At 64.8% G+C, this 14,026-nt stretch carries 14 protein-coding genes; 6 read left to right on the top strand and 8 right to left on the bottom strand.

Annotated features, from left to right (window positions below; translation table 11 throughout):
• Positions 1 to 2: 2 nt before the first annotated feature.
• Positions 3 to 815: a nucleoside triphosphate pyrophosphohydrolase gene (gene mazG / locus RBB31_RS15825; RefSeq protein WP_306130273.1), complete on the bottom strand. Its 813-nt coding sequence runs from the start codon at positions 813 to 815 to the stop codon at positions 3 to 5.
• 64 nt (positions 816 to 879) lie between these two features.
• Here mazG and RBB31_RS15830 point away from each other — a divergent pair, with 64 nt between their 5' ends.
• From RBB31_RS15830 to RBB31_RS15840, 3 genes are read left to right on the top strand one after another with little or no spacing between them, the layout of a single operon-like run.
• Complete coding sequence (locus RBB31_RS15830; protein WP_306130274.1) at positions 880 to 2,049, top strand: M20 aminoacylase family protein; 1,170 nt, start codon at positions 880 to 882, stop codon at positions 2,047 to 2,049.
• Between the two features lie 17 nt (positions 2,050 to 2,066).
• Entirely contained in the window at positions 2,067 to 3,029 is a 963-nt protein-coding gene (gene speB / locus RBB31_RS15835; protein ID WP_306130275.1) for an agmatinase, read from the top strand.
• Positions 3,030 to 3,043: 14 nt separating this feature from the next.
• Complete coding sequence (locus tag RBB31_RS15840; RefSeq protein ID WP_306130276.1) at positions 3,044 to 3,451, top strand: DUF1499 domain-containing protein; 408 nt, start codon at positions 3,044 to 3,046, stop codon at positions 3,449 to 3,451.
• Here the strand turns inward: RBB31_RS15840 and RBB31_RS15845 are convergent.
• Positions 3,446 to 3,667, bottom strand: coding sequence for a hypothetical protein (locus RBB31_RS15845; protein ID WP_306130277.1), 222 nt, complete (start codon positions 3,665 to 3,667; stop codon positions 3,446 to 3,448). The genes RBB31_RS15840 and RBB31_RS15845 overlap by 6 nt on opposite strands.
• Positions 3,668 to 3,729: 62 nt before the next feature.
• Here RBB31_RS15845 and prfA point away from each other — a divergent pair, with 62 nt between their 5' ends.
• The 3 genes from prfA (at position 3,730) to RBB31_RS15860 (ending at position 6,414) form a co-directional block, all read left to right on the top strand.
• Positions 3,730 to 4,779 carry a peptide chain release factor 1 gene (prfA, locus tag RBB31_RS15850; RefSeq protein ID WP_306130278.1) on the top strand — a complete coding sequence of 350 codons (1,050 nt, stop codon included), beginning with the start codon at positions 3,730 to 3,732 and terminating at the stop codon, positions 4,777 to 4,779.
• The gene (gene prmC, locus RBB31_RS15855; RefSeq protein ID WP_306130279.1) at positions 4,776 to 5,615 is read left to right on the top strand and encodes a peptide chain release factor N(5)-glutamine methyltransferase; all 840 of its coding nucleotides are present in this window, start codon (positions 4,776 to 4,778) and stop codon (positions 5,613 to 5,615) included. Before prfA ends, prmC begins: the two co-directional genes overlap by 4 nt.
• Before the next feature lie 220 nt (positions 5,616 to 5,835).
• Positions 5,836 to 6,414 carry a DUF4167 domain-containing protein gene (locus RBB31_RS15860; RefSeq protein WP_306130280.1) on the top strand — a complete coding sequence of 193 codons (579 nt, stop codon included), beginning with the start codon at positions 5,836 to 5,838 and terminating at the stop codon, positions 6,412 to 6,414.
• A gap of 36 nt (positions 6,415 to 6,450) precedes the next feature.
• On the opposite strand, the gene rsmA is transcribed toward RBB31_RS15860, so the two are convergent.
• Genes rsmA through lptF form a run of 6 tightly spaced genes read right to left on the bottom strand, consistent with a single transcriptional unit; the run spans position 6,451 to position 13,954 of the window.
• Positions 6,451 to 7,287: a 16S rRNA (adenine(1518)-N(6)/adenine(1519)-N(6))-dimethyltransferase RsmA gene (gene rsmA / locus RBB31_RS15865; protein WP_306130281.1), complete on the bottom strand. Its 837-nt coding sequence runs from the start codon at positions 7,285 to 7,287 to the stop codon at positions 6,451 to 6,453.
• Positions 7,284 to 8,264 (bottom strand): 4-hydroxythreonine-4-phosphate dehydrogenase PdxA, encoded by a 981-nt coding sequence (gene pdxA, locus RBB31_RS15870; RefSeq protein ID WP_306130282.1) that lies wholly within the window; start codon positions 8,262 to 8,264, stop codon positions 7,284 to 7,286. Before pdxA ends, rsmA begins: the two co-directional genes overlap by 4 nt.
• A complete protein-coding gene (locus RBB31_RS15875; protein WP_306130283.1) occupies positions 8,261 to 9,505 on the bottom strand; it encodes a peptidylprolyl isomerase in 1,245 nt (414 codons plus the stop codon). Before RBB31_RS15875 ends, pdxA begins: the two co-directional genes overlap by 4 nt.
• Positions 9,505 to 11,730 (bottom strand): LPS-assembly protein LptD, encoded by a 2,226-nt coding sequence (locus RBB31_RS15880; RefSeq protein WP_306130284.1) that lies wholly within the window; start codon positions 11,728 to 11,730, stop codon positions 9,505 to 9,507. Before RBB31_RS15880 ends, RBB31_RS15875 begins: the two co-directional genes overlap by 1 nt.
• Positions 11,727 to 12,818 (bottom strand): LPS export ABC transporter permease LptG, encoded by a 1,092-nt coding sequence (gene lptG, locus RBB31_RS15885; protein ID WP_306130285.1) that lies wholly within the window; start codon positions 12,816 to 12,818, stop codon positions 11,727 to 11,729. The genes RBB31_RS15880 and lptG overlap by 4 nt, the downstream gene beginning before the upstream one ends.
• Positions 12,815 to 13,954 carry an LPS export ABC transporter permease LptF gene (gene lptF, locus RBB31_RS15890; protein WP_306130342.1) on the bottom strand — a complete coding sequence of 380 codons (1,140 nt, stop codon included), beginning with the start codon at positions 13,952 to 13,954 and terminating at the stop codon, positions 12,815 to 12,817. The genes lptG and lptF overlap by 4 nt, the downstream gene beginning before the upstream one ends.
• Positions 13,955 to 14,026 lie beyond the last annotated feature (72 nt).

Below are 14,026 nucleotides of genomic sequence, written 5' to 3' on the forward strand. Positions count from 1 at the left end.
CCTCAGGCTTTTTCCTCGGTCTTGGCCTGGTTCCAGAGCGCGTCCATTTCCGTCAGGTCGGACTGGTGCGGTGTCTTGCCCCTGTCGGCCAGCAACGCCTCGATCCGCTCGAACCGGCGGGTGAACTTGGCGTTGGCGCGGCGCAGGGCCTGTTCGGGATCGACCTTCATATGCCGGGCGAGGTTGGCCATGACGAACAGCAGATCGCCGAATTCCTCCTCGACCTCGTCGGGGCCGAGCGTGTCGGCAGCCTCTTGCAGTTCGTGGGCTTCCTCGGTGATCTTGTCGAGCACGTGCGAGGCATCGGGCCAGTCGAAGCCCACCCGCGCCGCGCGTTTCTGAAGCTTGACCGCGCGCATGAGGGCGGGCAGTCCGACCGCGACGCCATCCAGAACGCCGGTCTGGGACTTGGCGGCGCGCTCGGCCGCCTTGACGGTTTCCCAGTCGCGGGTCTGCTGTTCGGCGGACTTGTCGCGGCTCTCGTCGCCGAAGACATGCGGGTGGCGGGCGACCATCTTGTCGGCGATGCCGTTGGCCACGTCGTCGAAGTCGAACAATCCCTTGTCGTCGGCGATCTGGGCGTGGAACACGGCCTGCAACAGCAGGTCCCCAAGCTCGTCGCGCAGTTCGAACCACTGGCCGCGCTCGATCGCGTCGGCGACCTCAAAGGCTTCCTCGATGGTGTAGGGCGCGATGGTGCCGAAATCCTGTTCGATGTCCCACGGGCAGCCGGTGTCGGGATCGCGCAGCGCGCGCATGATCGCACGCAGCCGGGGCAACCCGCCCTTGGGGTCATGGATCAGGTCATCGGGCATTGCACCGTCCTTCTTTCTGGCGTTGAGTGGACCCTGACCGCAGAGCAGAGAGGAGTCCAGACGCTTGGCCATCATCAACCGGATCGCGGGGTTTGCCGAGGACATGACGGCGTGGCGCAGGCACCTGCACCAGCGGCCCGAGCTTGGGTTCGACTGTCATCAGACCGCGGCTTTCGTGGTGGAGCGGTTGCGGGAGTTTGGGATCAGCGAGATCGAGACCGGCATTGCGCAAAGTGGCGTTGTCGCGGTGATCGACGGGCAGGGGCCGGGGCCGACCATAGGCCTGCGTGCGGACATGGATGCGCTGCCCATCGAGGAGGCGACCGGCGTGCCCTACGCCTCGCAGACGCCTGGGGCGATGCATGCCTGCGGACATGACGGGCATACTACGATGCTGCTGGGCGCGGCGCGGTACCTGGCCGAGACAAGGAATTTCATAGGCCGTGTCGCGCTAATCTTTCAGCCCAGCGAGGAAGCGGGGCCGGGCGGCGGGCGCATCATGGTCGAGGAAGGGATCATGGAGCGGTTCGGGATCGAACAGGTCTATGCGCTGCACACCATGCCGGGCGATGCCGAAGGGCGGTTCGCAACCACGCCGGGGCCGATCATGGCGGCGGTCGACACGTTTCACATCGACATCACCGGGCAGGGCGGGCACGGGGCCTTTCCACACCACACGCGCGACCCGGTCGTGGCGGCGGCGGGGATGGTGCAGGCGATCCAGACAATCGTCAGCCGCAACCATCATGCGCTGCAGGATCTGGTCGTGTCGGTAACGCAGATCCACACCGGCAGCGCCGAAAATATCGTGCCCGAGACGGCCTATGTGAATGGCACGATCCGGACCTTTGCCCCGGACGTGCAGCGGATGGTGCATACGCGGTTGCAAGAGATCATCGCGGGGCAGGCGGCCTCTTACGGTGTCGAGGCGGCCCTGCGGATTGAGGTGGGTTATCCGGCGACGGTGAACCATGCCGACCAGACGGCCTTTGCCGCCGAGGTGGCGGGCGAGGTGTCGGGCACGGACATGGTGCAGACCGACCGGCAGCGCGAGATGGGGGCGGAGGATTTCGCGTTCATGCTGAACGCGCGGCCGGGGGCCTATCTGTTCCTGGGACAGGGCGAGGGGCCGGCGCTGCATCATCCAGGTTTCGATTTCAACGACGCGGTGGCGCCGGTCGGCGCGTCGTTCTTTGCCCGGCTGGTGGAGCGGGCGCAGCCGCTGAACGGATAACGAAGGAGGGCGCAAGGATGGCGCTGGAGGATGCGAAGAAACAGGTGGACCAGGCGGTCACGCGGGACGAGTTGCGTGGCCTCACGTTCGAGAATGCCTTTGGCGGCGCGCCGTCCTTTCTGCGGCGGAAGTACAGCAAGGACCTGGAGGGCGTGGACGTGGCCATCACCGGCATCCCGTTCGATCAGGCGGTGACCAACCGCACGGGCACACGGCTGGGTCCGCGGGCGGTGCGCGAGGCGTCGAGCCTGCAGCCTTTCGATCCGCCCATCTATTGGGACGGCTACAGCCCGCTGGAGGCGCTGGCGATCGTGGATTACGGCGACATGGCGTTCGATTATGCCAAGGTGTCGGAGTTTCCCGCCGCCCTGACCGAGCATATCCGCGGCATCCTGAAGGGCGGCGCGGCCAGCATCGCGATCGGCGGCGATCACTATATCTCGTTCCCGATCCTGCGCGCCTATGCCGAGAAATACGGGGCGCTGTCGCTGCTGCATTTCGATGCGCATTCCGACACCTGGGCGGATGACGACATGGAGCGGATCGACCACGGCACCATGTTCTACAAGGCCGTCAAGGAAGGGCTTGTGGACCCTGCGCGCTCGATCCAGGTGGGGATCCGCACGGTGAACGAGGATAACCTGGGCGTGCCGACCCTGACCGCGCGCGAGGTGCACGAGATGGGACCTGCCGCCGTGGCCGCGCGTATCCGCGAGGTTCTGGGTAATGCGCCGACCTACATGACCTTCGATATCGACTGTCTGGACCCGGCCTTCGCGCCGGGGACGGGCACGCCGGTCTGGGGCGGGCTGGCCAGCTGGCAGGCTGCCGCGATCCTGCGGGATATCGCGGGGATCAACCTTGTGGGCGGGGACATGGTGGAAGTGTCGCCGCCCTTTGACACCACCGGGGCCACGGCCATCGCCGGCGCGCATGTGGTGATGGAGATGCTGTGCCTGTGGGGTTGGACACGGCGATAGGAAAGGTAACGGACATGTATTATCTCACGCGGATCTTTGTCGTTGTGGTGCTGGCGCTGATCACGTTTGCCGTCTACGTGCGGCTTGCGCCGTCTAATGCGGAGGACTGGCATGTGCTGCCGGACGGGCCTGAGCCGGGCGACGGTCGGAGCAGCGCCGTGCGGGTGGTGCCGGACGCGGGCGAGACGCTGACCCGGCTGGACGCGATCATCCGCGACACGCCGCGCACGGAGGTACTGGCGGGCTCGGTCGAAGAGGGGATGATCACCTATGTCACCCGGTCGGCGCTGTGGGGGTTTCCCGACTACACGACGGTCGCGCGGCGGGACGGCCGGATCGTTCTTTACGGCAGGGCGCGGTTCGGCAAGGCGGACTTGGGCGTCAATGCCAAGCGGCTGGACGGATGGCTGTCGCAGCTATGAGCTGAGGCAGCCGTCGGACACCTTGCGCCACATCGGCACGTTCAGCGACATCTGGCATTGCGCCATGAAGCTGCGCCCGTCGACCTGCATGCAGATCGTCTCGCCCATTTCGACCCGTGTCCCGGATTTGTCGGTGCAGTAGCATTCGACGGTTTTTCCCTGCGCCGAGGCCAGCACAGGTGCGAGGGCGAAGAGGAGGATGCAGATCCGTTTCATGGAGTGATTTTAGCACGGCTTGGCGACTTGACCAAGCGCGAGGAATAGGCAACACCGCGCAAATGGTGCCATTGGACAAACTTCGCGAGATCACGCAGCGGTTCGAGTATATCGAGGCGCAGATGTCGGCCGGGACGGGCGACATCGCCAAGCTCGGCCGGGAATATGCGGAACTGCGCCCGGTGGTCGAGGAAATCCGCGCCTATAACGCCGTGCTGGACGGGATCGAGAGTGCCCGCGCGATGCTGGCCGATCCCGAGATGAAGGAATTGGCCGCCGACGAGCTGGATACGCTGGAGGCGCAGCGCCCGGCGCTTGAGGAGCGGCTGCAACTGGCGCTGCTGCCGCGCGACAAGGCCGATGCACGGCCTGCCATCATCGAGATCCGGCCAGGCACGGGGGGCGAGGAGGCGGCGCTCTTTGCGGGCGACCTATTGCGCATGTACCAGCGCTATGCCGAAGCGCGGGGCTGGACGCTTGAGATCATCGAGTTCAGCGAGACCGAGCTGGGCGGGGTGAAGGAGGTCGTGGCCAATATCAAGGGCGAGGGCGTCTTTGCACGGCTGAAGTTCGAATCCGGCGTGCACCGGGTGCAGCGCGTGCCCGAGACGGAATCGGGCGGGCGGATTCATACCTCTGCCGCGACGGTGGCCGTGCTGCCCGAGGCCGAGGACGTGGATATCCAGATCGACGCGAACGATCTGCGGATCGACACGATGCGCAGCTCCGGCGCGGGCGGCCAGCACGTGAACACTACTGACTCTGCCGTGCGGATCACGCACATCCCCACCGGGATCGTCGTCACCAGTTCCGAGAAGTCGCAGCACCGCAACCGCGAGATCGCCATGCAGGTACTGAAGACGCGGCTGTTCGACATGGAACGGCAGAAGATGCATGACGAACGCTCGGCCAGTCGGGCGGCGCAGGTGGGCTCGGGCGACAGGTCCGAGCGGATCCGGACCTACAATTTCCCGCAGGGGCGCATGACCGATCACCGCATTAACCTCACGCTCTACAAGCTGGACCAGGTGATGCAGGGCGACCTGGACGAGGTGATCGATGCGCTGACCGCCGATGCGCAGGCGGCGCTTCTGGCGGAGATGGAAGGGTGAGCCAGCGGGTCGCGGACCTCGTGCGTCATGCCGGGGTCACGCTCAGGGCGGCGGGCATCGAAGACGCGCAGCGCGAGGCGCGCAGCCTCGTGGCGCTGGCGCTTGGCGTGGCGCCCGACCGGGTATCCCTGCTGGCGCATGACGAAGTTACGCCCGATGCCATCGCGCAACTGCAAGACCTGCTGGAGCGCCGCGCAACACAACGTGTGCCGATGTCTCATCTGACCGGGTGGCGCGACTTCTACCGGCATCGCTTCGAGGTCAGTGGCGACGTGCTCGACCCGCGGCCGGATACCGAAACGTTGGTGGAGGCGGCGCTGTCGCATCCATTCGGTCATGTGCTGGATCTCGGCACCGGCTCGGGGTGCATCCTTCTGTCGCTGCTCGCGGAGCGCGTGGAGGCCGCCGGTATCGGGACCGATATCTCGCCCGCCGCGCTTACCCTGGCCGACCGCAATGCCAGGCGCCTTGGCGTCGCCGACCGCTGCCTTCTGCTGCAGTCCGACTGGTTCGAGGCCGTCGAGGGGCGTTTCGACCTCGTGGTCTCGAACCCGCCCTATATTGCGGCCGATGAAATGCAGGACCTTGGGCCGGAGCTGATGCACGAACCGCGCGGCGCGCTGACCGACGAGGCGGATGGGCTGTCTGCCTATCGCCGGATCGTGCCGGGTGCTGTGTCCCACTTGCGGCCGGGGGGGCGATTGCTGGTCGAAATCGGCTGGACGCAGGCCGCCGAGGTCAGTCGCCTGTTCAGCGAGGCGGGCTTTGTGCGTGTCGCGGTTTTGCGCGACATCGAAGGCCGCGACCGGGTTATCGCAGGCGAAATACCCCTCTGATCTGTGGAAAATAAGCGGTTTTGCCGGTTTTTTGCCAAATTATCCAGCTTACCCCTTGTGCAATGCGCCGAGGCGTGTTTACTGAGGACCATCACGACGAAGAGGGTCCTTGCGACACCCGTACGTGAGTTCAAGCCAGCACATTGATCCGGTCATCGTCGACGCAAGGGGCGTCACCCGGAACAAACAGCGCTTCAAGCAATAGGGCTGACAACCACATATGAGATCATCGAAGTCACGTTCGCGGAACAAGTCCAACCGCAACCGCTCGCCCCTGGGCAATGTCGTCAACCGCGTGTTCGACAGTTCCGGGCCCGAAGGCAAGGTGCGCGGCACGCCGCAGCAGATCATTGACAAGTACAACCAGCTTGCCCGCGATACGCAATTGGCGGGCGACCGGGTTCTGACCGAGAACTTCCAGCAACATGCGGAGCATTACCTGCGCCTGCTGGGAGCGGCTCAGAAGGAGCAGGACCAGAAGCGCGAAGAGCAGGAGCGCCAGAACCGCGAGCGGCAGGCCGAACGTGACCGCGAGCGCGCCCAGCGCCAGGAACGCGAGTCCAACGGTGGCGGCGACGAGGGCGGCCAAGATGATCGCGACGATGCGCAACCCGACGTGATCCAAAGCGATTCCGAGAGTGACAGCGGGCTGGTGGAAACGCCCGAGAGCCAATCCAGCGAGAAACCGCAAAAGCCCAAGCGCAGTCGCAAGCCGCGCAAGAAGCCCGATGGCGGCAACGACGGCGGTGGCGACCAGGGACAGGGCGGCGGCCCGGAATCCTCGGCGGCGGCAGAATAAGTCTACACCTTTTTCGTGATTTTCTTCGCTGACGGGTCAGGCAAGCGTTCTGGCGAGCGCGCAGAACTGCTCCAGCCCGACGGTTTCGGCGCGGTCCGTGGGCTTAATCCCCGACGCGACAAGCCTGTCTTCGATGTCCGGCGCCATGCCTTTCAAGGCCGCGCGCAGCATCTTGCGTCGCTGATTGAAGGCCCGTGCCACCACGCGTTCCAGTACCTTCGGCTCTGCCGGGAAACGCGGGGCCGCGAGCGCCTCGAGATGCACCACTGCGCTTGACACTTTCGGCGGCGGGGTGAACGCACCGGGCGGCAAATGCAGCACGATCTGCGCCGACGCCCGCCATTGCGCCAGGACCGCCAGACGACCGTACGCCTTTGATCCGGGCTGCGCGACGATACGCTCGGCCACTTCGCGCTGGAACATCAGGGTCAGGCTTTGCCAGAACGGAGGCCAGGTGTCGGGGGTCAGCCAACGCACCAAAAGCTCGGTGCCGACGTTGTAGGGCAGGTTGGCCGCAACCTTGATCGGCTGAGTGAGTTGCGCCGCCGGGTCGATTTCCAGCGCGTCGCCATTGATGATCTCCAGCCGGCCGGGATAGGCCTGCGCGATTTCTTCCAGGGCCGGGATGCAGCGTGCGTCCTTTTCCACCGCAAGCACCCGCCGTGCCCCCTCGGCAAGCAGTCCGCGCGTCAGGCCGCCGGGGCCGGGGCCAATCTCGAGCACGTCCGCGGTTTCGATATTGCCGGCCATGCGGGCGATCTTGGCCGTCAGGTTGAGGTCGAGAAGAAAGTTCTGCCCCAGGGATTTGCGCGCGCTTAGCCCATGGGCGGTTATCACGTCGCGCAAGGGCGGAAGCGTGTCGATCGCGCTCATGCGCGTGCCCGGCCCAGGCGGGCGGCAAGGCGCACGGCCTCGATCATGGACGAGGCGTTGGCCACGCCCTTGCCCGCGATATCGAGCGCGGTGCCGTGATCCGGCGAGGTGCGCACGAAAGGCAGGCCCAGGGTCACGTTCACACCGCGGTCGAAATCCAGCGTCTTTATGGGGATCAGCGCCTGATCGTGGTACATGCAGACCGCCGCGTCATACGTGACGCGGGCGGCGGCGTGGAACATGGTGTCTGCGCTGAGGGGACCGCGCAGGTCCATACCCTCGCTCCGTAGCTTGTCCAGCACGGGCGTTATCACCTCGATCTCTTCGCGCCCCATCTTGCCGCCTTCGCCGGCATGGGGGTTGAGCCCTGCCACGGCGATGCGGGGCACGACGATGCCGAAATTGCGGATAAGGCCGTCGTGGGTGATGCGGATCGCCTGTTCAAGAACCTCGGGCGACAGGGCGGCGGGCACCTCCGACAACGGGATGTGGATCGTCGCGGGTACGACGCGCAACTGGTCACTGGCCAGCATCATCACGACATGCCGAGTATCCGAGATTTCCGCGAGGAATTCCGTATGGCCGGGAAACGCGAAGCCCGCCCCATCCTGCAAGGCTTTCTTGTGGATCGGCGCCGTGCACAGGGCGCTGGCAGCACCGTCGTTCACAAGCGAGACGCCCTTGGCGATCATGTCGATGACAGACTGGGCGTGGTTAGGGTTGGGCTGGCCGTGCGTCAGAGGCCCCTCGAACGGATGCGCCAGCACGGGCAGGGCGCTTTTGCCGGCTTCGGCCGCGTCCTTAGGGTTGTCGATACGGGCGACCGGCACATCCGCCGGCAGGTGGTCCGGGTCGCCCAGGAACAGCACCGGCACCTCGTCTTTCAAGGCGTGCCAGGCCCGGGCCGCGATTTCCGGACCGATGCCCGCGGGTTCGCCGCAGCTTATGGCGACGGGCAACGCGGAAGATGAGGTCATTCCAGTTCGACGATCCGCGCCGCAGCCCGCAATTCGGCGAGATAGGCATTGGCAAAGCTGTCCAGCCGCCGGCTCTGGATGAAGTTGGTGATCTGCTGGGCCGAGGGTGCTTCGCCTTCGGTCTTCGGCGTCCGGCTGCACAGCATCAGCACCACGAGCGTTTGACCTCCGGAGCGTGTGACGCCGGTGGAAATCTCGCCCGGATCGAGCTTGGCAAGTTCGAACCGTATGTCATCGGGAATTTCGGACGGCGATTTGCTGCCGCGTTCCAGCACCTGTTCCGGCTGACCCTGGGCAATGCCGTAAAGGTCGTTGCAGGTATCGGTGTCCGCATCTATCTGCGCGGCGCGGGCGAGGTTCTGCTCGGTGCGGCCACCGCTGATGTAATAGGCGGCGTACTCGATTTCCTCGTATTCCTGCTCGGGCTGGTCGATCTCCTCGATGTCGCGCAGCTGGAACAGGGCGATGGCGCCCTGCAGCGGCAGCGGGTTGCTCACTTCACCGGGCGCGAGCGCCAGCACCACCGAGCGCAGCCCTTCGGGAAGGTCGTTGACGGCAACCCAGTCCATACGCCCCCCGCGCCCGGCACTTTCCGTGGCCGAGTACCGCCGCGCGGCGGCGGCAAATTCAGCCTCGGTCGTATATTGGCTGATGCGGTTTGCGCGCTCCTGGATCGTCTGCGGATTGGCGTTCGCCAGCGGCATGATGATCTCGGACAAGAGCACGCGCACGCTGGTCTCTTGCCCAAAGGAGAGGCGGGCACGGTCCACGTCGTCTTCGGTCACATTGACCCGAGGCCCGAAGCGGGCGCGCGAATATTCACGCCATGTCAGACCGGCCCGGACAAATTCGCGGTAGGTAGAAGGGTCGACGCCGGCCTGCTCCAATGCACCGATCATCTGCTCTGCATCCATGTTGGCGCGGCCTGCGAATTCCTCCATCCCGGCCATGATCGCGTCCTCGGTCAGCTCGAAGCCCGCGGCGCTGGCCGCGTCCAGTTTCAGCCGGTCCTCGATCAGCTGTTCGCGGGCGAGCTCTTCGGGGTCGCCCGGCACCTGGAACAGTTGCAGCATCCGGGCCCTCTGCGAAATCTCGTATCGGGTGATGGCCAGATTGTTGACCTTGATGACCGCGTCGAACGGACTTTGCTGAGCCTGCGCGGGCCCCGTGCCGGTCAGCGCGGCAGTCGCAAAGAGGGTAAGCGCCAGAAGCGCGGAAGTGAGGTATGTAAGTCTTGGCATCATTGCTCGCATGTCCGGACGTAGCTTTTGTCGCGTGTCTTGGTGGTAAAGCCGCGAAGGCCAACCGTGAAACTGATATCGGTCGATGGCACGAGGATAGTGGAAGAGGTGAAGCGACGCGAGGCCGAAAGCGAAATGTCCACGCACTCATTGGTGTATGTGATCCCGAGTCCCGCCCGCACGGATTCGTCGCTGGCCACGTCGTAGCGCCAGTTGGCGCTTCCGGTCCAATGGCGTGACAGCCGATAGGAGGCGTCGAAGGCCCATTCCGAGATGTTGTTCGGCCGCGCCTCGGCCAGATCGTTGCGCAGCCAGATATAGGTGCCGCCGACGGCTGCGCGGTCATTGCGCCAACTGGCCCGCGCCTCTGCCTTGGTGGTGACGAAATCGTCGTCGAAGAGGCCCCGCCCGGTGATGGTAAGCCCGTCATCGTTCTTGAACTGCCCCGCGATCAGCAGGTCGGAGTAGCGGTCCTGGAGCCCCGAGGAATTGGTAAAGGCGGGCCCGCCGGCGGGGTCGACCTCGACCTCCTCGCGCACCACCTGACCAAGGGCGAAAGAGCTTTGCCAGCCCCTAGTGCCATAGCGTGTCCAGCTGATGCCGTATGCCGAGTTGAAGCCGCGCTCGCGCCGGTCCGGCGCAGTGAAGCGGGAGGTGGCGAAGAGGTTGCCCTCGTCGAACTCGATCCGGGTGCTTTCGTCGTTGGGCACAAGCGGGTTGCTGCCTCCGACCCATGAAAGCTGCATGACAGGCTCGATCACATGGGTCGCCCCCGCCGACGTGGTCTTCAGAAGCGGCCAGCGCAGCTCGACAGAGGCCGAGGGCGTGACCTCGACCGCATCCGACCGGCTGGTGATGCCAGCCTGCGACACGTGAAAGCTGTCGATGGCGAGCCCGACCTGCGCGCTGGTCAGCACGCCCGCGCCAAGTGTCCATGACCGGTGCCAGTCCGCACTGACGGTGAAGCGTGCGACGTCGCGGCCATCCGCGAACGGGTCGAAATCCGGGCCGTCGACCGCAAGATCCGAAGACCGGTAATGCGCGTGGCTGAGAACCCCAAGCCGGATTTCGCCGCCGGGCGCGTTGCCCAGCTGAAACCGGCTTTCATACTCGCCGTTCGAGACCACCGTCGGCAAGGTCGCATTGCTTTCCCCGGCACGAAGCGAATGGAAGCCGGTCAGGGCAAACCGGATGTACTCGTCGCGCCGGGCACGCTCGATCGAGATCTCGCTGTCCAGCCGGTCTTTCTCGGAATAGCCGTAATCCAGCAGGTAGGTGTCGTCGTTCACCGCCTCGATATCGAACCGCAGAGTAAAGTCGCGGGGCAGGGCGAACGTCCCGTTGGCAAAGACGTAGGATTTGAAGCTGCGCCCGCCGATGTCGTCATCGCTCAGAGCACCCTCCACCTCGATCGCGCCGGTGCGGAACGCTTGTCGATAGCGCAGCTCCAGCGTCCGGGTTTCGGTGGAAAGATACGGCGTGACGGTCAGGTCCTTGTGATCACCGAGCCGGATGAAATAGGGCACCCGGGCGCCGAACCCCAGAAGCGAGGAGTTGTTCAGCGACGGGACCAGAAATCCGGTGGCGCGTTCCAGCGTGGGATCGGGCAGGCGCAGGCGGGGCAGGTAGAAAACCGGTGTGTTCAGCACTCTGAACTGCGCACCGTCGAAATAAAGCTGCTTTTCCTGCTGGTCGTGAACGACACGGCGTGCACGCAGTTGCCAGAGCGGAGGGCTTTGCGAATTGCACACGCGGCACGAGGTGACGGCAGCCTTGTAGAGCTGGTTGTATCGCCCGTTGACCCGGGCCAACTCGTTCGCGGCCAGCTGCACCTGGTCATCCATCACGATACGCGCGCCCCTGAGCAGGCCGTTCCTCATCTCGCGGTCGAGCTCGGCACTGTCGGCCAGCACCAGCATCGTGCCGTCCGCGTCCTCCAGCGATATCGGTCCGGTCACCCGCAGGGTTTCGGTTGTGCGGTCGTAAACGATTTCAGACGCCTTCAGCCGCCGCCCGTCGTAAAGCGCCTCGACATTGCCGGTGGCGACAAGCTGTTCGTTACCGGACAGAAAAACGTCGTCGGCCACCAGGATGGCTGGCTGCGGCGCATCCGTGGCGGCGGGCAAAGATGCATCGACACCGCCTTGCGCCACCGCGCCACCCGCCCAGATCAGCGCTGCGGCAAGCCCCGCAAGCCGGGCGCGTATTCCGGACCTGCGGCTCATCCGTCCTCCATGTGCAGCAGGATCCCTGCGGCCAGCATGAAAGAGGCCACCGGCGGCGCCCATGCCGCGAGGTAGATCGGGATTTGTCCGTTCTCCCCGAGGATCTGCGCGAAATTCCGGATGTAGTGCAGCGTAAAGCCCAGCATTACGGCAATCAGGACCGAGATCCCTGTATTGCTGAGCCGCGCGTGTCGCATGGTAAAGGCTGCGGCCACCATGACAAGCGCCACCAGGAACAAGGGCCGCGACAGTTCCATCTGAAACCAGACCGCATAACGCCGCGCCGAGAACCCGGCTTCTTCCAGCTGGTTGATGAACGCCGGCAGGTCCCACAGCGAGATGTATTCCGGCTTGCCGAAACTGTCGATGATGCGGTCCTGCGTCAGCGCCGAAGGCAATTCCAGTTGCGCCACCTCGCGGGCCGACGCCTCGGGGTTCTGCCCGAGCGTCAGTTCCCAGATCTTGGCGTTCTTCAGCTCCCACTGGCCGGCGGCAAGGCTGGCGGTGTCCGCCACGATCCGCTGTTGCGGTTCGCCCTCGGGCGAGAAATTGATGAATGTCGCCTCGTAAAGGGTGGCGACGTCGGAACTGGCCCTTGCCGCGTGAATGACCGTCTGCCCCTCGGCGCTGCCCTGGCGCAACCACAGCCCTTCGGAGGCGATGGCCAGCACGCTGGTGCCGCCACCCATGTAGGTGTTGACCACGTCGTTGTACCGTTTCGAGGACGCCGCCACGAGCGGGTTCAGCATGGTGATCGACAGGATGCCGATCAGCGCGGCGACGGTGATGGGGGCGGCAAGGCTGCGCAGGGCCGACCGCCCTGCCGCCCGCGTCACGACCAGTTCCGACGACCGTGCCAGCCGCAGGAACAGCGCCACCGCCGACAGGATCACGACCAGAGGCAGGATCTCGTAGTTCGCGTGCGGGACGTTGAGCAGCACCACGCCGAGAACGTCCATGAAGGGCAGGTTCGGGAAATCCTGCAATTCATCGACCAGGTCGATCAGCGCCAACAGGATCACGAAGACCGAGGCGATGGCAACGAAGGTCCACAGGAACTTGCGGGCAAAATAATAATGCAGGATCACGTGGTGCCCTCCACCGGCCCGGGGGGACCGCTGCGCGGCCCGAACGGCCACAAACGACGCCAGATACCGGGGTGGGCGGCAAGATAGAGAAGAATGACAGTGACCAGCGCGCCGATGCCGGTGGGCAGGTACATCAGCGGCCAGTAGCCCGCACTTCCCAGAACGGTACCGGAAACGCCGCCCTCGACCATCTTTATCAGCACCAGCAGGGTGAACGCCCCGACGATCTGCCACCAGACCCCGAAACGGCTGTAGGTGCCGACCAGCAACGTGGCGAACCCGATCAGCGCCGCGACGATGCACATCAGCGCCTGTGCGAACCTGCCATGCGCCTCGTACAGCACTTCGGGAACGGTGCTGCCGGTCATCTCGGCCATCTCGGCCGGCCGGAACAGAAGGTCGCCGGTCAGGGCGAAATCGACGCGGTTGAGGTTGGTCGGATCGCGCGAGATAAGGCTGCTGATATCATAAGAAAAGTCGTCGAAATGCGTGGTAAACAGGCGATTGCCCTCGGCCCGCAGGTTTTGCGCCAGCCCCTCTACCATCACCAGCTTGGTGCCGCCGCCTTCCTGCACGAGGTAGGCCTGGGTCGAGGTGTAGGTCACGGGAACCTCGGAATTGCGCCTGTCCGACAGGAAGACGTCCCGAAGCTCGCCCTCTGGCGTGATGTCGCGGATGTAGAAGGTGATACCGGGGGCAGGGTGCAGGAACTCTCCCTCCGTCAACAGCTTGGCCGTGATGTTCTGGCTGACCTCGGCCTGGCGCAGGCGCAGTTGGCTCAGGCTCTTGGGGATCAGGTAGTGGCTCAGCACGGACATCATGACCGCAATGAGGATGCCATAGATCAACACCGGCCTGATCAGGCGCCACGGGGAATACCCGGTCGCCTGTATCACCGTCATTTCGGATTCGGTGGTCATGCGGTTGGTGACGTAGACCGCGCTTGCAAAGGTCGCGATGGGCAGCACGACGCCGATCACGCCGGGCAGGGTCAGTGCGGTGAACTCAAGGAAGATCCAGGCCGGCTGGCCATCGCCGATCAGCCGATCGAACATCCGCACCGCCTTGTTGATCCAGAAGATCGACACCAGCACAAGCGCGAAGAACCCGAACAGCACCATGAATTGCGACAGCATATACCTGTCGAATCTGGTCACGCATCCCCCCAGGACCTTAACAGCATTGCACGCCAAGTTATGCGATTTGAC

It is taken from the genome of Roseovarius sp. MMSF_3350, from assembly GCF_030733425.1.
Classification (GTDB): domain Bacteria; phylum Pseudomonadota; class Alphaproteobacteria; order Rhodobacterales; family Rhodobacteraceae; genus Roseovarius.